Annotated in this window: 10 protein-coding genes and 2 pseudogenes; 4 read left to right on the top strand and 8 right to left on the bottom strand. The window is 69.8% G+C overall.

Going from position 1 to position 19,095, the window contains the following annotated elements:
- Positions 1–89 precede the first annotated feature (89 nt).
- The 3 genes from BUB17_RS02175 to BUB17_RS02185 are packed head-to-tail and all read left to right on the top strand — an operon-like array spanning position 90 to position 4,470.
- Positions 90–2,102, top strand: a complete 2,013-nt coding sequence (locus BUB17_RS02175) for a DEAD/DEAH box helicase family protein (protein WP_175561248.1) — start codon at positions 90–92, stop codon at positions 2,100–2,102.
- Positions 2,102–2,344, top strand: coding sequence for a hypothetical protein (locus BUB17_RS02180; protein WP_141242863.1), 243 nt, complete (start codon positions 2,102–2,104; stop codon positions 2,342–2,344). The genes BUB17_RS02175 and BUB17_RS02180 overlap by 1 nt, the downstream gene beginning before the upstream one ends.
- Positions 2,341–4,470 carry an AAA family ATPase gene (locus BUB17_RS02185; RefSeq protein ID WP_072912354.1) on the top strand — a complete coding sequence of 710 codons (2,130 nt, stop codon included), beginning with the start codon at positions 2,341–2,343 and terminating at the stop codon, positions 4,468–4,470. The genes BUB17_RS02180 and BUB17_RS02185 overlap by 4 nt, the downstream gene beginning before the upstream one ends.
- 561 nt (positions 4,471–5,031) lie before the next feature.
- On the opposite strand, the gene BUB17_RS25875 is transcribed toward BUB17_RS02185, so the two are convergent.
- From BUB17_RS25875 to BUB17_RS02200, 3 genes and pseudogenes are all read right to left on the bottom strand, one after another.
- Positions 5,032–5,319: a hypothetical protein gene (locus tag BUB17_RS25875; protein ID WP_141242864.1), complete on the bottom strand. Its 288-nt coding sequence runs from the start codon at positions 5,317–5,319 to the stop codon at positions 5,032–5,034.
- 492 nt (positions 5,320–5,811) lie between these two features.
- Positions 5,812–6,738: an integrase core domain-containing protein gene (locus BUB17_RS02195; RefSeq protein WP_208983288.1), complete on the bottom strand. Its 927-nt coding sequence runs from the start codon at positions 6,736–6,738 to the stop codon at positions 5,812–5,814.
- 17 nt (positions 6,739–6,755) lie between these two features.
- A pseudogene (locus tag BUB17_RS02200) lies at positions 6,756–6,995 on the bottom strand (helix-turn-helix domain-containing protein); the annotation flags it as partial.
- A 119-nt stretch (positions 6,996–7,114) separates the two neighbouring features.
- Here BUB17_RS02200 and BUB17_RS02205 point away from each other — a divergent pair.
- Positions 7,115–7,992 (top strand): annotated as a pseudogene (locus BUB17_RS02205) (HARBI1 family protein).
- 271 nt (positions 7,993–8,263) lie between these two features.
- Here the strand turns inward: BUB17_RS02205 and BUB17_RS02210 are convergent.
- The 5 genes from BUB17_RS02210 to BUB17_RS02230 all read right to left on the bottom strand — a co-directional run bounded on the left by BUB17_RS02210 (position 8,264) and on the right by BUB17_RS02230 (position 19,071).
- Positions 8,264–9,103, bottom strand: coding sequence for an IS5 family transposase (locus BUB17_RS02210; RefSeq protein WP_072912367.1), 840 nt, complete (start codon positions 9,101–9,103; stop codon positions 8,264–8,266).
- A 127-nt stretch (positions 9,104–9,230) separates the two neighbouring features.
- Positions 9,231–10,060 (bottom strand): IS5 family transposase gene (locus BUB17_RS02215; RefSeq protein WP_141242865.1). Its coding sequence is split into 2 segments (ribosomal slippage): positions 9,231–9,701 and positions 9,704–10,060, totalling 828 coding nucleotides; the frame shifts between segments, so codons are not numbered across the junction.
- Between the two features lie 210 nt (positions 10,061–10,270).
- A complete protein-coding gene (locus BUB17_RS02220) occupies positions 10,271–14,239 on the bottom strand; it encodes a DUF6519 domain-containing protein (protein WP_072912370.1) in 3,969 nt (1,322 codons plus the stop codon).
- Between the two features lie 9 nt (positions 14,240–14,248).
- Positions 14,249–16,339, bottom strand: a complete 2,091-nt coding sequence (locus BUB17_RS02225; protein WP_072912373.1) for a hypothetical protein — start codon at positions 16,337–16,339, stop codon at positions 14,249–14,251.
- Complete coding sequence (locus BUB17_RS02230) at positions 16,336–19,071, bottom strand: baseplate J/gp47 family protein (RefSeq protein WP_072912376.1); 2,736 nt, start codon at positions 19,069–19,071, stop codon at positions 16,336–16,338. The genes BUB17_RS02225 and BUB17_RS02230 overlap by 4 nt, the downstream gene beginning before the upstream one ends.
- Positions 19,072–19,095: the final 24 nt, after the last annotated feature.

Below are 19,095 nucleotides of genomic sequence, written 5' to 3' on the forward strand. Positions count from 1 at the left end.
CGGTCAAGCGCACGTGGTGGGTGCCCAGGGACCCAGTCGTCGACGCGGTCCTGATTCCCGCACTTACGCATGCCACGGGTTTCGAGTGCATGGCCGGCTACTTCGGTGGCGGTGTGCTCCGCGACCTGGCGCCCGGCCTTGCGTCTTACATCGTTCGAACGGGTGCACCGATCCGGTTGCTCGTGAGTCCAGTTTTGTCAGAGGAGGACCAGGCGGCGCTGCGGGGCGGTAGTAGCCATGACCTGGAGGGCCTGGCAGTGTCGGCCATCGAAGCCGCGCTCACTGATGAGGTGGCGCTGACCAGCGCTCTTGCTCAGCACACGCGCCAGTGCCTCGCTTACCTGGCGAAGGTCGGGCGGCTCGAACTGCGAGTCGTCCTCATGAAGACTGGCATCTTCCATCCGAAGCAGTGGACGTTCATGGACGGCGAAGACATTGCAGTTCTGTCCGGCAGTGCCAACTTCTCGCACCGTGCGGTGGCATCCAATGTCGAAAAGCTGCATCTGCAGTCCACTTGGAGTGGCGATGGAGAGGATTGCCTTGAGGCGGTCGAAGTCTTCCGCCAGTACTGGGAGAACAAATTCCTTGATCATGCCGTCTCGGTCAGTTTTGATCGTGCGGTCGCCGAGAACCTGCTACAACCGTACGACAGTGGCATTGTCCCTAGCCCGGAGGACTATGAGAAGGCGCGGACGCTGGAGGGCTACCCGACCGTGGTCGCTGCAGAAAAATCTGTAGATTCATTCTTCATTCCAACCAGCCTCCGCTGGGAAGACGGCCCCTATGCTCACCAGGGCGAGGCTGTGCACCGTTGGGAGAATGCTGGGCGGCGAGGCGTCCTATGTATGGCGACGGGCGCCGGGAAGACCATCAGCGCGTTGATCGCCGCCCAAAGACTCTGGAAAGAGAAGGGTAGTTTGCTCGTCCTTGCCGCGGTTCCAACCCTTCCGCTTGTGGCGCAATGGACCGAAGAAATGCGGGAATTCGGGCTCAAGCCTTACAACACTCTAAGGGGCGCGGGCGACGATCACATCACCCACATCGCTGAGCAGCTTGAGTATCTCGAGTTTGGCGTCTCCTCCGTGGAGGCGACCGTGGTTACCCACGACCTGTTGAAGCGTCCGCAACTGCAGGCCTTGTTGGAGCAGCATCAGTCAAGGGTGCTTCTCATTGCTGACGAAATGCACAACCTTGGAACACAAGCGTTCATATCCAACCCACCAGAGCTTGAGTACAAGCTTGGCCTATCCGCAACTCCGGAGCGTCAGTACGACGGCGCCGGCACGAGCGCGCTTCTAGAGTATTTCGGTGAAGTCGTCTTCGAGTTCGGGCTGAGGGAGGCGATCGGGCTGTGTCTGGTCCCGTACCAGTATGAACTGCACCCTGTTCGGCTCAGCGACGAAGAGAATCTTGAGTATGTCGAGCTGTCAGCGAAGATCCGACAGGCATACGCTCGGAGCGGAGGCGCGGACGATCTCGATGCCGCCACGCAGCGACTGTTGGAGAAGCGGCGCCTTATTCTCGAGTCGGCCTCCGGCAAGGTCAGTGAGCTTGAGCGTCTGCTAAGTCAGCAGAGCCTGAAGGATCTTAGATATACCCTAATCTACTGTACGGACAAGAACGGCGCCCAACTCCGCGAGGTCAACGCTATGTTGCGACGACTCGGGATTCGCTTTCATCAGGTTACAAGTGAGGAGACGCAGAAACCGGCCACACTCGAGCGAACTGTCGCTGCATTCCGCAGCGGCAGCATCCAGTGCCTCACGGCCATGCGTGTCCTCGACGAGGGGTTCAACATCCCTGAGATCGCAACCGCCTACGTGCTAGCGAGCACGACCGTTCGGCGTCAATGGGTGCAGCGTCGGGGTCGGGTCCTGCGACTGTCCCGCAGCACTACTAAACCGTTCGCGACTATCCATGACTTGATTGTCCTGCCGCCGGACGATGTCATCGGTGACCCAGACGCCCGCCGACTCGTGAAGGCGGAATTGGAGCGAGCGGATGAATTCGCAAAGCTAGCTGCGAACAGAGATCGAGCAGATGGACCCGCAGGCCTTATCCAGGACCTGGAATCAGAGTACGTCGTGTGGGGGGTGCGATAATGTCTGCGATCCAGCAGCGTCACTTGCTTGAGGTCCTGCAGAGGCAGATTGATAAGGTTCCCGAGGTCGAGCGGGTGGCCAACTACAGTCAGCAGCTGAAGGACCACTTGAGCACTGTTCTTGCCATGGAACGAGACCACAGGACAAAGGGCGGGAACATCGTGGTCAATGTAACTGGACAGGTTGAACTGCTCGCCCGGAGCCTGGCGGATGGCCCTTGGACGCCCGGAGGTGGCGAGTGATTCGCCTGCGTGGAGCTAGGTTCACCAACTTCAGGGGACTGCGTGATGTGCAAATAGAGTTCGCTGCGGAGGGTGAGCATCCCCTAACTGTCATCCGAGCCGAGAATGCCACCGGCAAGACATCCATGCTCTACGGGCTCACTTGGTGCTTGTTCGGGGAGTCCGGACTGCCAGTATCGACCCGTCGACGCGGCTCATATCGGATCTCGCCGGTCGACTGGGATGCCGTCGAGGACGGTGCAGAGATCAACGTCGAGGTAGCCGTCAAGGTTACGGTGGGGGACGACGTACACGCGGATGACTACGAGATCATCCGTCGTGCGACGGAGACCGTCCGCGAAGGAGGGTTTGATTACACGCCGTCATCGGTCGTCGTATATAAGGAGACGAGCGTCGGAAGCACTGCGCTCCCTAACCCGATGACCTTCCTTGAGCTCGATCTGCTGCCTATCGCGCTCAAGGACATCTTCTTCTTGGATGGCGATGAGGCGCTCAAGGACTACGTTGAGTCTGCGCGGGATGACACGCGCAAGAACGTTCGAGACGCCGTGCGAAATCTCCTTGGACTGGAGGTCCTGGAGCAGGCGCAGAAGCATCTTGACCTTGTCCGTAGGCAGATCTCCTCGGCGGTCAAGAATGAAAGTAGCGGTGAACTAGCGGGCGTCTCGGGACGCCTCTTAGATATCGACTCCGCGATCGAGCAGTTGACCGATGAGGTCGCAGATCTTCAACAGGACGTGAAGGCGGCGGAACAGAGATATGAAGCCGCCGATCGACAGCGGAGTGAAGTCCTTGCCAATGGCGGCCAGGAAACCAAGGTCCTGGAAGGTCAGGAGCGGGCCGCACGAGCGCAGGTAAGGGCCGCGCAGGAGCGAGAAGCGGAACTCATCAAGCGTCAGCGAGCGCTACTTAGTAGTCCGGATCTGTTGCATGTGATTGCGCGGGATACGCTACTGCAGGCGGCGGAGACATACGAGCAGCTGCGGCGAGAGCGCAAGATCCCCAACGCGCTACCCGAACTCGTGCGTGAGCAACTCCGACAGAAGGTCTGCATCTGTGGCGCTTCACTAGAACCCGGAACGCCGGGCCACTCTCACCTGAGTCAGGAGCTCGCGGAGTCAGAGCGGTACGACGACGCCCATCGAGTCCTCACCGAGCTCGCTGCGCTTGCGGCGACGGCCATCACCACGTCTGAGCCCGGTGATCGAAGCTGGTTCACGCAGTCGCGCGACAACACTACGGCGTGGCTGACAGCGCGAAAGGCGATCAGCGAGAATGAGGTCCTGGCGAAGGAGCTCGAAACAAGAATCCGTAGTGCCTCCCAGTCGGGGGACTTCGAAACAGCGGACAGTCGTCGCAGTATGGAGTTCGCCAACCTCAAGGAGGTTCGGTCCAGGCTGAGCGCCCAGGAGCATGCGCTGGCTTCCCAACAGAAGGAACGCGAGACTCTACGTAAGCAGTTCGAGACGCTGCAGCGGAAAGAATCTCGTTTCCGACGAAGGTTAGCCGAGCAACAAGCGGTGCAGGACATGCTGAATGTGATCTCGGGGACGATCACGGTGCTGCAGGACGAGACGGTCGATCGTGTCGGTAGTGAGATGAACGCGGTCTTCCAGCAACTCGTCGCTGCGGCGCCAGGGGAGCTTGACTCGGCGCCGGCTGTGGCGGATGCGGTGGTTCAAGAGATTCGGCTCACGAGGACCTGTGACATCGTGGTGCTGGGCCCTCTGGGCAGGGAGATCATTCCAAGCAACGGACTCTCAGGCGCTCAGCGTCGAGCTCTGACAATTGCCTTCATCCTCGCACTGACCAAGATCAGTGGGGTCTTCGCACCGCTGGTCATCGATACACCACTGGGCATGACGAGTGGGACGATCCGACGCGCCCTGTTGGCCAATACGCTCAGAAACAGTCAGCAGGTAGTGCTGTTCCTGACGAGGGACGAGATCAAGGGCGTCGAGGACATACTCGACGAAGCGACGGGTCTGCACTACACATTAACCAACACGCAACATGCCATACATGCGCTAGACCCCGCCTTCGCCAAGGACCGGCCGATGGAGGTCATCATCTGTCAGTGCAGGTACGACTCTAGTTGTAGTGTCTGTGCCCGGAAGGCGGATTGACCGTGGCCGCGATGATAAACCCCTTCCAGAGTCAGCAGTTCCACGTTCCATTGGCCAGGCATGACTTCTTGCGCTCCCTAAGCGCCCAACAGGGCGGTGATGACCCCGGGCGCGTTGCGGGTGCAGATATCCCGTTCCCGCGAATGGTCGACGCGTGGCTGCTAGCGGTCGCGATGGGGCGGGAGGATGGTATCTTCACGCGGGTCGGACCTGGGGGTGTAGAGCTAAAGGCTGTCACCGCCCTAGGCGTGCTAAACAATAATCCTGCGGCGGTTGCATTCCTCATGCATGTCGCAGTAGCTCATGAGGGGGACGCCTACGTCGTCCAGAGCCCCGCGCGGGTGGTGCAAATCGCAGACGGGTACGCGGTCTCCGGGTTCGAGTCATTGGCTGAGATGATCGGCGGATCGACGGGCAGTCGGGTGTTGAATCTCAGTCGGGCTCTGACTGATAGGTACAGCAAAGGCCGAGCCGGTAGGCGCGCAGGTGCGGTCGCCGATCCTGGAAATCGACGGGTGGAGAGCTGAACGAGTCGCAACCGTGGACCGGACGGTGCTCGACTCAGGTCTCCGGGGCGGCACCAATACCGCCTGGTCCCGCTGCCCGGCGCACCACCCGGTGGGGGCGAGGTAAGCGCTTGATGCCGCCGCGTCGCTCGTCGCGGCGCTTGACCGAGCCCGGCGGGCCGACGATCTGACCCTGCGCGACTTCCGCGCCGCCATCGCAGGCGCCGAGATGACCAGTCGCTCCGCCGCCGTCGTCGGCGGCATGGCCGTAGAGGACGCCGGACCCCTGGTGGTCACCGGGCTCGCCTGGCAACTGGCCGGCCGCGCCAGCATGGTCTTCCACGACGGGAGAGTGAGGGAACCTGTCGACTCCCGGGCGTCGTGGCACACGCACGGGCGCTCGCCGACGTCCTGCGCTGCTGCGTCGGCGACCCGGCCGGCATCGCACACCCAGAGGATGCCCGGGACCTCCCGGGAGCGGCCGGCACGCTGGAGAATGTGGTCGGCCAGCTGCCGACCCTGGCCGACCAGCTCGTGGCCGCCGTCGACCGTTGGTCTCGGACCGGGCACCTGTACGCCGACGCGCGGGATCTGTCACCCATAGAGGACATGCCGGGGGAATGGGTCCAGGCAGTGCTCGCCGGACGCCACGTGCAAGTCGAACCCGCATGGCCAGCTTGGAAGTCTTGAGATCGTCGGCGCGCTGCCGTCTGGTCCCGCCCGATGCGCTCGTCTGGTTGGTCACCATCGGCGGTGGCTGCGGGGCCGGGGCGGCGCGGAGCGTCGCCAGGACCGCCCGGCTCCAGGGTCACCGCTTCCGTCCTCGTGTCCCGCGTCAAGCCGTTGGCAGATCTTCGGTCTCGGGAAAGTTGGGGATCACCGGGTCGGCCAGACTCAGATGAACGTCGAGCGGGCGGTTCCAGGCCAGGGCCTCGTGCGGGCGGACGGTGTTGTACTCGACCCGGTAGTCCTCGGCGTGGGCGACCAGGTCCAGGGCGTCGGGGATCTCCTCGAGGAACAGCTTCTCGTACTTCAGCGAGCCGAAGCCGCGCTCGCGTGAGCCGTTCTGACCCGGGGTCTTCACGCGGGTGCGCACGTGCCGGAGCTCGGGGTGGGTGGCGATGAACGCCTCGAACCGAAACGACCGGAACGGCCCGCCGTTGTCGGTCACGATTGTCACCAGCGGAATCACGTTGCCCTGCTCGTCGTGCTCGGCCAGGTCGACCAACGGCCGCCCGGCCAGGCGGGCGGCCTCGGTGAGCGCCAGCTCGACCGCGGCGATCGCGTCGTGCTGGTTGGCCGTCGGGGCGATGTGCCAACCCAGCTCGTACTTGCTCCAGTAGTCCCGGCAGCCGGCCAGCCGCCACGTGCCGCCGCTGGTGGTCTCGAACTCGGAGAAGTCCAGCTGCCACACCTGATTCGGTCCGCTCGGCTCGGTGGCGAACGCGGCCTTGCGGCGGGCCGCGAGCTGACGGCGTTCGCGCTGGTAGGTGGCCTCCAGCAGCAGCCCCTCATCGCGCAGCAGGCGCAGCACGGTGGCCTGGGAGACCCGATGGCCGTCGTGGCGGCACATCGCCCACACCTTCCGATGCCCCCACGCCGGATGGGCCAGCGCGTACCGGCGGGCGGCGTCGCGGACGCGCTCGCGGGCCGGCCGCGGCCACGGGCCCCGCATCGGCCGGGCGGTCCGGGCGCGGGCCTGGTGGCGGCGCCAGGTGCGCTCGGGCATGCCGATCAGAGAACAGAACCTCGTGGTCGGCATGCCCGCCTCGACGCGGATCACCTCGAGGTCCGCGAAGGGCCCAGGCGACCCTCGGCGGACTTCTTCCACACCCACAGCTCGACGGCGGCCTCACCGAGAGCCTGGGTCAGCTCGGCGACCTTGGCCTCCAGCTGTGCCTCACGGGTCGAGGGCCCGGACTTGCCGGCGACCAGGCCGGTCTTGCCGGCCTCCAGGAACTGGCGCTTCCAGTTGCCGACCGACTGCTCGGACACCTTCGCCCGCCGCGCGGCCTCGGCGACGGTGACCTCACTGAGCCATTCCCAGTAACCGAGGGCTGCAGGTCAGGGACACGCCGAGGGCGGCGAGATGACCGGAAGGAGCGCAGGACCTCGGTAGGAGGGACGTCCTTCCACAGATGTCCAGCCGCACCGAGGTCCTGCTGTGTCCGATCCTGTCAGCTACACCGCCGTGCTCCCGGCCAGGGAGTCCACCGTGCTGTTCGTGTCCGGCCTACTGGCCGCCGAGCGCCGTCGCCGGGGCACCCGAGGCCGCCGCCGGGCGCTGGGCTGCTACCGGCAGGCGGTGCTGATCCTGCGGTGATTCCTCGACGGCACCCGGCTGGCGCAGCTGGCCGCCGACAACCGGATCGGCCGGTCGACCGCCTACCGCTACCTGCATGAGGGCATCGACGTCCTCGCCGACCGCGCACCCGGACTGCGCGGAGCGCTGCTGGCCGCCCGCGCCGCCGGCCACCCGCACGTCACCGTGGACGGCACGCTGATCCGGACCGACCGCTGCCAGGTGCCCGGCCCGACCGCCCGGACCGACCGATCCGGCCGCCGGGTGGACCTGTGGTGGTCGGGCAAGCACGCCGCCCACGGCGGCAACATCCAGGTCATCGCCGCGCCCGACGGGTGGCCGCTGTGGACCTCGCCGGTGCGGCCCGGCCGCGAGCACGACACCACCGCCCTGCGCACCCATCCCGAGGCGCTGCCGCTGCTGGCCCAGTGGACCGACACCGAGCATGCCGCGCTGGGCGACCTGGGCTACGAGGGCGAACGCGACGTGCTGACCACCCCGGTCAAGACTCCCGCCGGGCGCCCGCTGACCGACGATGAGCGCTGTCTCAACCTGCTGCACGCGGCCACCCGCGCCCCGGCCGAACGCGGCAACTCCTTGCTCAAGACCACCTTCAAGGCGCTGCGCCGGGTCAGCCTCTGCCCCTGGCGCATCGGCGCGATCACCGCCGCCGCCCTCGTCCTGCTCCACCACATGCACGACCGCACCACATGATCAACACGCTGGCGAAGCCCTTACCGGGAAAGGCTCATTGCGTAGGCGGCGCCGGAGGAGGCGTCTGCTGGCGAAGGCCTTCTATGGGTTCTTTACCGCTGGGTTCGGACCAGGGCGTGGGTCCGCCTGATGAGGTGTCACGCGGCCGCGCCTGAGTGCGGGCTGGCGCCACCGACCGCGGCGACTCGCATCGGAGCATGGCACGGACACCGTGCCGACGCGCTCTCGCGGCTACGAGGCAGGCAAGCAGATAAGACCGTCCGCCAGTAGGTCAGCGGATCCGAGGTGATCTTGGCCGGGTGTCCCAGCGGTAGAGGTACCAGGCGGCTCGTCGTAGTGCACGCACGGTGACGATGGCCGCGGCCAGGGCCAGGTAGGCGTCGACGCAGCTACGGCGGCGTTCGGTGCAGCGGCGCAGGCGGCCGAAGTCGTTGAGCCAGGAATTCGCGCGTTCCACGACCCATCGCTTGCCGACCTGGATGGGAGCGGGTGTGCCACGGGCGGCGATCTGGCCGCGCAGGCCGCGCTCGGCGAGTGCCTCGCGGCAGGGCCGGTAGTCGTAGCCGGCGTCCAGGTGCACCGTCGCCTCGGCCGGCAGGGGCTGAAAGTCCTTGAGCGCATCGAGGGTTGGGCCCAGCAGCGCGTGATCGACGGTGTTGGCCGGCGCAGACACCGTGGCCATCGGCACGCCGGCGCCGTCGGACAGCTGGGACCGCTTCATTCCGCCCTTGCCCCGGTCCACCGGGCTGCGGCCGGCGCATTCTCCGCCGCAGGGAGCCTTGGTCGTGCAGCCGTCGACGGCCACGTCGGCCAAATCCAGGCCGATCATCGTGTCGTAGGCGTCCAGTGCAGCCAGCCGCAGGGCATCGAAGATGCCCTGCCGGATCCATTCGTCCCGGCGGCGACGCAGAGTGGTGGCCGAGCAGGTGGCGTCGGCGATCCGCTCGTATCCGGCGCCGAAGACCAGCGCCTCGATGAGCTTGTCGAGCACCACCGCGTCGTCGATCCGTGGTCGGTGACAGCCCAGCGGATGGTCATCGACCTGCGGCGGCAGCAGCGCGAGGAACTGCTCGCGCAGCGGGTCAAGGATGCAGGATGGGACGGCAGGCACGAGCGGTCCACAGCTCACGGAGCGTTAGCACCTTCGCGAGCGTGGCCCTCGTGCCTGCCTTGTGATGATCAGCCACGCCGTCAGCCGCAACCGTGCCTACTGGCGGCGCCTCTAAGAAGACGTTGCATTAGTTCGTCGGTAGGCGTCGGGCGCAGATGAGGGTGACGGCCAGGCGGACCAGCGCGGTGATCGTCCGCGCGCTGCGGTCGTAGCGCAGGGCGAGGCGTTTGTAGGACAGCAGCCAGCCCAGGGTCCGTTCGACGACCCAGCGGTGGCGGCCGAGACGGGCGCTGGAGTCGCGGCCGATGCGGGCGATCCGCGCGGTGATCCCGCGCCGACGCAGATACCGGCGGACCCGCGGGTTGTCATAGCCCTTGTCGCCGTGCAGCTTGAGCGGGCGGCGGCGGGGATGTCCGCGGCCGCCGCGGCGGATCGCCGGCATCGAGTCCAGGATCGGCTCGACCAGCATGCTGTCGTGCCGGTTCGCGCCGGAGACCAGCACGTTCAGCGGCAGTCCGTGCGCGTCGACGAGCAGGTGGTACTTGCTGCCGGCCTTGCCCCGGTCGGTCGGGTTCGGCCCGGTCAGCTCACCCCCCTTTTCGCCCGGACACTGACCGAGTCCAGGCTCGCCCGCGACCAGTCCAGCCGGCCGGTCTCGCCGAGCCGGTCGAGTACCGACTGGTGCAGCCGGTCGAACACGCCGGCCTCGGCCCACTCGTGCATCGGGCGCCAGCAGGTCCAGCCCGAGCCGTAGCCGAGCTCGGTGGGCAGCTTGGCCCAGCCGATACCGGTGGAGAGCACGAACGCGATGCCCTCGAGCACGTCCCGGTCGCTAGTGCGAGGTCGGCCGGTGCGCCCGTGGAGGGCAGGGCGACGCGGTGGGATCAGCGGCTCGACCAGCGCCCACAGTTCGTCACTGATCAGCCGCGGCGGTGGGGAAGGCACCGGCGGCGACATGGCCGGCAGCCTGCGCCGATGCCAGGTCGTCAACCAGAGCCTGACGACCTACTTCCGCAACGTCTTCTAAATGGCCGCAAGCGCCGCCTGGCCGTCGAGACCGGCGGGTGCCTGCCATGGGCGGCAGACAGCGAGCAAGGCGGCAAGCCGCGACCTTGCGTCAGCCCTGACAGCAACAGGGCGGCGGGGCGGTCACCCTTCCGGTTGCAGTCAGGACGGCTCGTCCCCCAAACGGCTGAGGATTACCCGGTTGGCCTCGGCGACGTCGGCCAGCTGGGCGCGCAGTTCGTCGATGATCCGGTCCCGGTCGCGCATCTCCCGCCGCAGTTCCTCCACGCCGAGGGCAGGGTCCGGCTTGCGGCGGCCGATCACTCGGCGGATCACCCGTCGACGAAAGAAGGGACGCCGGCTGACCCGGCGCGCCGGCTGCTGTGTGGTCTCAATCTCGAGTTCGGCTCGGCCCAAGACGTCACCGAGTTCCCGTTGCACGGCGACGAGCAATTGTGACGGATCGAGCCGCTCGAACTGCTCGAGCAGGCCGCGCAGGACCACCGCCCGCAGTCGCCCCATAGGTGCGCCTGGTCCTGTGTCGGGTTCGCGCTCCGGCGACCGGTAGGTCCTGGGGACTACATAGCAGGCGGCGGCCTCGACGGCCCAGCCCAGCAGCGGCCCGACCGGGACGATCGACAGCCAACGGGCCACGGTGGGGAACGAACCGGCATACCGGCGTCCCGAGGAATTGCAGACCCGATCGACTTGGCCGCCCCGGAAGCTCACCCAGCCGAGGACGACGTCCGAGCCGTTCCCGTCCGACCCGTCGTCAGGGCAGTCGGGGATGAGCTGGTCGAAGAAGCAGTCCTTGAGGTGCTGCGCTACTGCTCCAGACAGGTCGGCGAAGGCCTCGCTCGCGGCGCGCCAGTAGCGCACCCGCTCGTCCACAGGCAGCTCGGGTGGGTTCCGGAGCACCTGCTCCGGATACACCGTGACCGCGCCACCGAGCCCGCTGAGCACGGCGACGGCCGGCTCCCGACGGGCGGAGCCGGGCACGGCCACCACGGAGCTGGGCCCGGCAGGCGTCGGGAGGGGTGTCGCGCCGGGCTCTCCTCGGAACGTGACCCGCAGGACGTACAGCCCATGGTTGTCCTCCGTGGTCAGCACCGCGGCGCCGTTCCCGGGGAGCGTGCTCAGGCTCGCTGTCGTGGCAGCCAGCGGGATCGTGGTGCCCGACGCCCCCCCGGTCCGTGGGTCGAACACGGTGACCTGTTTGCGGCCCGGCTGGTCACCGTCGAGAACGGTGATCAGCCAGAGCTGGTCGCCGTCCTCGATGACGGTGAGACCGTCGGCACCACCGCGTCCCATGCCGATCATCTCGGCCATGAAGGTTCCGGGGTCGGGGCCGCGGTTCACAACGGCCACGCGGTCGAAGCGGTCGGGTCGCTGCTCGGACCGGACGGACAGGTACAGCCGTCCGCGGGCGTCCACCACTAGGTCGCCGAAGGCCGCGAACGGGACGACCGGGTCTGGCCGCGATTCATCCTCGTCCCTGGCCAGGTGGAACAGCCCGCGGTCGACGCCGACCGCCCAGAGCCGATCCGGATCCTGCGGGTCCACGGCCAGGGCCGTGATCCGGACGGCACAGACGGTGCGCAGTTCGCCCCACGCGACGGTCTCCCCGGTGATCCGACCGGTCCGGAGAAGCGTGTCCTCCCCCTGCACCACCGCCACCGTCACCTCGTTGCTCCCTCGGAACACGACCGCGGCGACGGGGGACCGGACGGAGGCACGCTCGGTGGCGGGATCCGCACCCGAGAGGACGTTCACCGCGAACAACATCCGGTCGGCCTCGGCGTCGTACAGGTGGAGCACGGGTCCGCGGGCTCCGCCGATGGCGACGAAGTGCGGCGTGCGAGGACGCCAGTAGATGCGGGAGTGCGGTCGGGTGTGCACGGTCTGCAGCCGGTCGTCGAACGCGGCCAGGTGTGCCGGGTACTCGGGGTAGGGGCGGGCACCATCGAGCAGCCCGCAGGACACCCGGCTGTGCAGGCGCGCCCGGAGACGCTGGTGCAGGGCGGCCAGCCGGATGTGCTCTGCCCGCGACAGGTGGACGCTCCCGCGGCTGGCCGGCGCGGCCAGCACCGCGACCAGGGATGTGGTGGAACTGCGCAGTCGGGCCAAGCCTGGTGGGCCGCCATCGCTCTCCCGCAGCTCGTCCAGCACGGCCTGGACGTCGTCGCGCAGCGGATACAGGCAGTCGGTGAGGAACCGGCCGACGATGGTGCCGTTCAGCAGCTCCAGCCCACGGCGCGGGCGGTGCGGGGCTCCGGCGACCTCGACGCCGACGGCCGACCGACGGAGCACCAGCGAGATCGACCCGCTGGCGTCATCGTCCAGGGCTCCCGGCACGCGGTCGGCCAGGTCGCGGGCATCGACCCGCAGCGTCTCCTCGAGGTCCAGGTCGCGTCCGTCCCGGTCCAGCGCGTAGCCGGGCTCGACGAGCGCGTGCCGGCGTTCACCTTCGGGATCCTCGGCGTCACAGGAGAGCCGCAGCCCGCAGACGATCCCCCACCCGTGCAGGTGGCGGTTGTGGTGTACGAGATTCCGCGCTCGGGACAGCCGGTCGAGGGCCTCCTGCACGGTATCGACGCCACTCAAGACGCCGTCGTCGGGGACGTAGCCCACGTGGTCGGCGCGCAGATCGGTCAGGGGCCGGAAGGTCGGGCGGCAGTCCCGGATGTCGACGACGGCGCCGTCGGCCACCTGCAACTCGGCGAGCGCGCCCCGGGCCCGGGTCGGGCCGACGGGGCGCCGCAGCAGGGGCGTGCCCTCGGCCGTCGGCCACTCGACGTCGGCGGTCACCGTGCGAGCCGGGATGAGCCAGTGGTCGCCATTGCTGAGCTCTTCGCCCTCCTCGAGGGCGAACCGGATCTCGATCCCGTCCTCGAGCGGGATCTGCACGTCCGGGACGACGTCCTGCTCGGGGCCCTCCCAGCGGCGCAGCCTCGGGATGTCCGGGAAGTCGGCGAGCTGAGGCACCTGGTCCTCGGGCAGCTCGACCGACAGCGCGGAGCCCTCCACCTGGCCCAGGCGGACGAGGACGCCGGGCTCGCCGCGCAACTCGTGGCCGCGGTCGGTGACCTCGACCCAGTCGCCCGGCGTGAAGCCGTGCTCGCGGTCGGGGCCGGTGCTGTCGACGACAAGGCGGTGCGCGGCGTCGACGTCGACCCACCGGGCCTCCACGGAGCCGTTCTCGCGGGACCAGACGAACGTCGCAGGTCGGTCCGCGGTGACCGGCCGGTGGATCTCCACCCGGTACAGCTGGTTCTCCAACCGCCGGTAACCGCCCGCGGCCGGGATCGTGCAGTCGTCCGGTGCGACGGCGGTCGGGACGGCCCGCGCTGCGAGTCGACCTCGCGGCGCCTGCCGCAGTGGGGCACCCGCTGGCTCCCCGGTGGCCGGTTGGTGGAGCCGGACCTGCCAGACGACCTGCCGCCGGGCGCTGGTGTCGGCCCCGCCGAGTGCCGGCTCGAGCAGCGCCGGGTCCTCCAACGCCGTCACCGACCGCTCCCAGGCCTCCAGGTACACCAGCCAGGCGCCGTCCGGCAGCTCGACCCGTGGGCAGTCGCCCGCCGGTTCCACGACCATCGACAGGGACGCGGCGAACGGCTGCCGGGTGTAGCTGGCCGACCGTCGCACGGTCGCAGTTCCGGCCTCAGCGGCGGCGCGCTCCTGGTCGGTCAGCTCCTGGTCGAAGGTGACGGTGGTGCCCTCGGCGGTGCGCAGCCGCACCGGCCGCGGAGGGCCGTCCGCGGTCAGAAGCAGCCACTCACAGGACGCGAGGTCGCGCCCGTCGAGTTGCCGGTGCTCCACGGTCAGGCCTTCGGAGGCGGTCCCGGTGACGCGCACGGGGGCTGTGGTCGCCTCGACCGCGATCCCGTCGACGTAGATCCGGCCGGGGTGGATCAGTAGGTCGCCGTCGACGGCGCTGATGCGGAAGGCGTCGCCGTCGTCGGGGACCCCGCAACGCCCCACCAGGTCGCCGAGGGTCCGCCGTTCCCGGTCGAGGGCGATGTCGAGGGCCTCGTTGGCGTCGGCGTCGACGGTGACGCGTCCCTGCTCGGTGACGACGCCGGCGTAGCCGCGTTCGGGCCGGAACGTGGAGCGGGAGAGGTCGAGGTACATCGTGCTCCCTCAGGTCACGGTCACGACGGCTACCTGCAGGCCGGCAGGCAGGTACTCGTCCAGGCTGATCGCGAGGTTCTCCCAGCGCTGCGGCTGGCGCAGGGCCCGGTGCACGCCCATCTCCGTGCCGTCCTCGGTGCCTTCGGCGATCTCCGATGGGCATCGGCGGGCCAGCTGCCCCGCGGCCGGGTGGCGGAAGGCCAGGCTGGTGAAGGACGGTCGGACACGGGCGCGGATCGTCGCCGCCCGGTCGGGCGGTACCAGGCCGGTGGCCGGGTCGGTGGCCGCCGCCAGCGCGAGGTCGGGCTGGCAGCGGTAACGCGGCGGGGTGAGGCTGCCCTCTGGCAGCCAGCAGTACCGCAGGCAGCCGGCCTGCCGTCGGGTGGCGGTCACCGGCCCGGTGAACACGCTGCTGCTACCGAGAGTCAGCAGGTCGCAGGTCAGCGGGCCGTCGACGGTGCTGTCGCAGACGGTCACCTCGGCCAGCTGGGCGGAGATTCCTCCGTGGAGCAGCACGGTGTCCAGCCGCAGGCTCCCCCGGCTCTGCCCCAGGTGCACGTCCCCGGCCACGGACCAGCGCAGCTCCACGGCGAGGTCGGGGTTGTCGTCGTCCGTGCCGGCGACCCGCACCGCGGGAAGGTCCTCGCCTGCTTCGTGCTGGGGGGCGACGGTGCAGTCCTGCAGCGTGAGGGCGGCGAGGTCGCCCGGTGCGACGGTCACGGGCCCGGTGCACCAGAGCCCGTCGAGGGCGAGGTGGCCGGCAGCACGACCGCTGTTCCCGCTGTTGCCTCGCACGGTCAGCGGTGCTGCGATCACCGCCCGCCGGCGGGTGCGGTCGAGCGGCGGGTCCGGGGAGGGAAGTTCGCCGGTGGCTGGCGCCATGTCGTCGGCCGCGACCAGCCGCAGCACCTGGCCGGGGTGCAGGTCGAGCGCCTCGCCGTCGGGTAAGAGCGGCTCGTCGTACACGGCGTTGTCAACGATGACGATGTCCGTACGGTCGGCTGCGCCGCCGGTTCGCCAGCTGGCCAGCGCGTCGGCGACGCTGGTGAACACCCCCGGGGCGGGAACCAGTTCTCGCCCGACGAGCAGCCGGGCCTCGGCGGGTCCCCCGGGGAGCAGGGGGCGGATGCGCCGGTCGTAGGGACCCCCGCCCAGGGGCATGGCGGTTCCCGTGGTGACCGTCGCGCGCAGGGCCGGGACCGACGGCCCGGTCGTGGCGCGGCCGAGCACGGGATCGACGGCGACGGCCTCCTCCGGGGGCGGCCGCCAGTCCGTGAGGTCGCAGTGCACCACCCGCGCCGACGTCCAGCCGGTGAGGCCTGCTGTCTCGATCTGCATCCCCGGATCCGGGAGGTCCCGGCGATGCAGCGGCACGGGCAGCTCCTCCTCGGTGGACAACCCGATACCGGGGCGTTCGGTGGGTGCCCGGAACAGCGGGACGTCCCGCTCGAACGGGTCCAGGTGCCAGCGGCCGGTTCCGCCTGGAGCCGGCACTGCCTCGGCGTGCTCGGTGGTCAGGTGCTGCAGCCGGTACAGGAAGAGCACGACGCGGTCCAGGCCGTACCGGCCGCCGCGCGCGGGGCCGCGGACCTCGACGGTCCTCGGGGCCCGGTCGAGCGGGCCACCGATCCGGTCGGCGACCTCGGGGGGGTGCAGGTCCGGAGTGCCGGTGCGTTTCGGGCGGATGTGGTTGACCGCCTGGTTCCACGCCAGCAGGGAGAAGGCTTCGACGGCGCGCGCGGGCCATCCGGTGACGTCTCTCGTCAGCTGTTCGAGTACCGCGAGGGTGCCCTTGCGCTGCCGGTAGGTCAGCGTGTTGGCGACCGCGGTGCGGGGCACCGTTGCCCCGGTGCCGATCGGGTGGAGCGGGGTGGCGCCGAGAAGGTCGCCGAGATAGGGGACCAGCCAGTCCGCGCAGGTCTCGATGAACCAGGCGTCGGCGAGCCGGTCGAGGTCGGCGTCGACGACGTCGGCCTGGCCGGCGAGCACGGCGAGCAGGTCGTGCAGGGGCCCGGACTCCCCGGGCGCACCGAATGCCGCCACGTCGCGGAGGCGGTGCACCGTGGGGAGCAGCCGCGCCAGGTCTTCGGCTGTGATCATTCCTCCACCTCCACGGTGAGCACCGGCGGCTCGTCGCCGGACAGCGCGACGAGTTGGGCCGGGCGGACGGCCCCTGCCTCGACCCGGGCCGGTGCGGCCGGCACCGTGGCCAGCACCGTTCCGGGGAGGTCGGTGGTGAGCCGCAGCTCGAGCAGGTCCACCCCTCGCACGCCCGCCACCTGGTGCAGGGTTCGGGCCACGTCGCCGACCGTCATGGCCTGGGCCAGGGAGCGGGCGGGGGCGGCGAACGCAGCGAGCAACGCGGCGAGGCAGTCCGTGCCGACGGTGTCGGGCCGGTGCTGCCGGTCGGCGAAGACCCTGGCCCGGAGGACGACCTGCCGGTCGTCGTGGCCCTGGACGGTGACCGGCTGGAGGCCATCACCGGCCGACCGCAGCGCCGCTGCGAGCGCCGTCCGCGTGGACTCGGCCAGCGGCGTGCCCGCGGGGCCGGTGCAGGTCAGGTGCACGATCCGCCGGCGGCCGTCCCAGAGCTCCCGGGCGGTGGCGCGCCCCACCCCGTTGAAGGTGGCCGCGTGGTCCTCGTGGTCCCGCACCGACACCACTCGGTCGAGAGTGCGGACGTACAGGGGGGCGTTGCGCCGGGCCGACTCGATGGTCTCGGCGTCGTCGCCGCCCTCCGCGGGCAGCGGGTTGGTCACGCCGCGGACGCCGAGCGGGCGGGTCCGCAGCTGGGACAGTGCACCCGCGGCGACGTTGCCTGCCCGCCCCAGGCCGACCCGGTAGGCCGCGGAGATCTCGGCGCCGCCGGGAGGCTGTGCGCCGGCCGCGCCGTCGCCGAAGCGCACGGACCACTGTCCGTCATCGTCCTGGCGGGTGACGTGGACCCGGGCGTCACCGGGCAGGCCGTACAGGGTCGGGACCTCGTCCCACACGACGCCCCCGACCCGGACGACCAGGGTGCTGCGCGCACCGGAGCCCTCGGCCTGCAGGACGTGGGTGACCGGGCCGTCGCCGAGCCGGAAGTGCTGGTCGGGGGTCTCGGGGTGGCTCGTGCCGAGCACCTCCGCGGTCGTCTCTCCGTGGGTTGCGGGGACGACGTTCGCGTCGAGGACGAGGGTCGCCGGGTCGATGGGGACCGGCAGGTCGTCGCCGAGGGAGACCACGGCGGTCCGGTCGACCTCGCCCCCGGGGTCGGCGGCGGTGAGCACGGCCGCCGTGGTCGGCGCGTCCTCGGCGGCCAGGATCCAGTGCACCGTTCCCCGCAGGACCGTGGCGGTGCCGGTGCGACCTGACGAGTCCTGCAGCGACCACACCGCGGCCCGTCCGGTGACCCGGGGCCAGGCGCGGGCGGTGAGGCGAGCGCCGGCCGCCACGACGATCGACCGGCCGCCGGCGAGCTTGAGGGTGAGCTTCCTGGTGGTCGTCACCTGCGCCCGGCGCCCGGTGACGGCGACGCGGCGGCCCGGTGGCGGAGGCGGCACCGGGGCAACCAGGGGCACGTCCCGGCCCTCGTGCGGCGTCGTCCGCGGCGCGGGGGCCAGGCGCAGGGGCGCCGATGCCAGGAGCGCGGTGGTGGCGCGGAGGCGGTCGGTGAACTCCTCGCGGCTGCCGTCGAGCTGTACGCGCAGCACCGGCCGGGTGAGTGTGAAGTCCGTGAGGAACCCGGGAACCGTCGAGACCACCCGGAAGACCCGCTGATCGGGTCCGGCCGTGAGGATCAGGGGACGCCCGGCGGCGACGTCGTGCTCGTCCCCGTCGAGGTGCAGCTCCGAGTTCGCGAACCCGCGCCGCGGCCGCGCTGCGGCGAAGCCGCCCAGGATCGGCCCGGGCCGCTCCGGGGGACGGACGGGCGTGGGCCGTGCGGCGATCTCCCCGATGCGCTGCTGGAGGGCGGGCCTGACCGCGACGTCCCCGACGACCAGGTCCTCCACACCGGCGGCGACACGGCCCTGCCGCCAGCCGGCGAGGGAGAGGGTGAGCTCGGCCCAGTCCCTGTCGGCGCCGGTGCCCCCGAACCTGCGGGCCACCTGCGGCGGCAGGGAAGCCGGGTCCGGGGCGTTGTGCCCGAAGGGCCGGGCCACGGCCAGCGTGTGGGCGGTCACCTCGGGCACCGCCGGGCCGACGGAGGCCACCGACAGGATCCGGTCCCTGACCGGGTCGGTCCAGCTCACCCGGGCCCGGTCGCCGAGTCGCTCGACCTCCGCCACCGTGCGCGCCGCGAAGCCCTCGGCGCCGGTGGCGTCCCGGTGCACCAGCAGCAGCCGGTCGCCGGGGAGGAGCCGCTCGTCCGAAGTGACGTAGAGCGCGCGCAGTCCTCCGGCGGGGACCGCATCGACGTCCCGCCTGGCCGGCATGCGGCTCCAGGAGGGCCGCGCCACCAGTTCGGCCACCGTCTCGAAGAGCTGAGGTCGCTCACCGGGCCCGGGGAGGCTGGCGACCTTGGTGCCGACGGGGACGACGACGCGCTCCGGGGCGCCGGGCGCGGTCTCCAGGTCGAAGGTCAGCAGCGCCTGCGCGGCCACCCCCGGCCGCGGCTCGTAGGCGATGGCGCGTGCCAGTTCGACGACGGATCGAGGTTCGGTCGCCGTCCGCAGAAAGCCTTCCTGGAGGATGCGCTCGGAGTAGAACGTCAGGACGTCGAGGACGGCGGCCCAGGCGTCGAGCAGCGCGATGCTGGGGTCACCGTCCTCCCGCGTGGTCAGCCGGCGCAGTTCTTGTCGGCGGTCGACCTCGCGCAGCATGGCGGCGAGGAACTCGGCGTGCGACCGCACCCGGTGGTCCAGGGCCGGCCGCCA

Source organism: Geodermatophilus obscurus (assembly GCF_900143215.1).
In the GTDB taxonomy this organism is placed as follows: Bacteria; Actinomycetota; Actinomycetes; order Mycobacteriales; family Geodermatophilaceae; genus Geodermatophilus; species Geodermatophilus obscurus_A.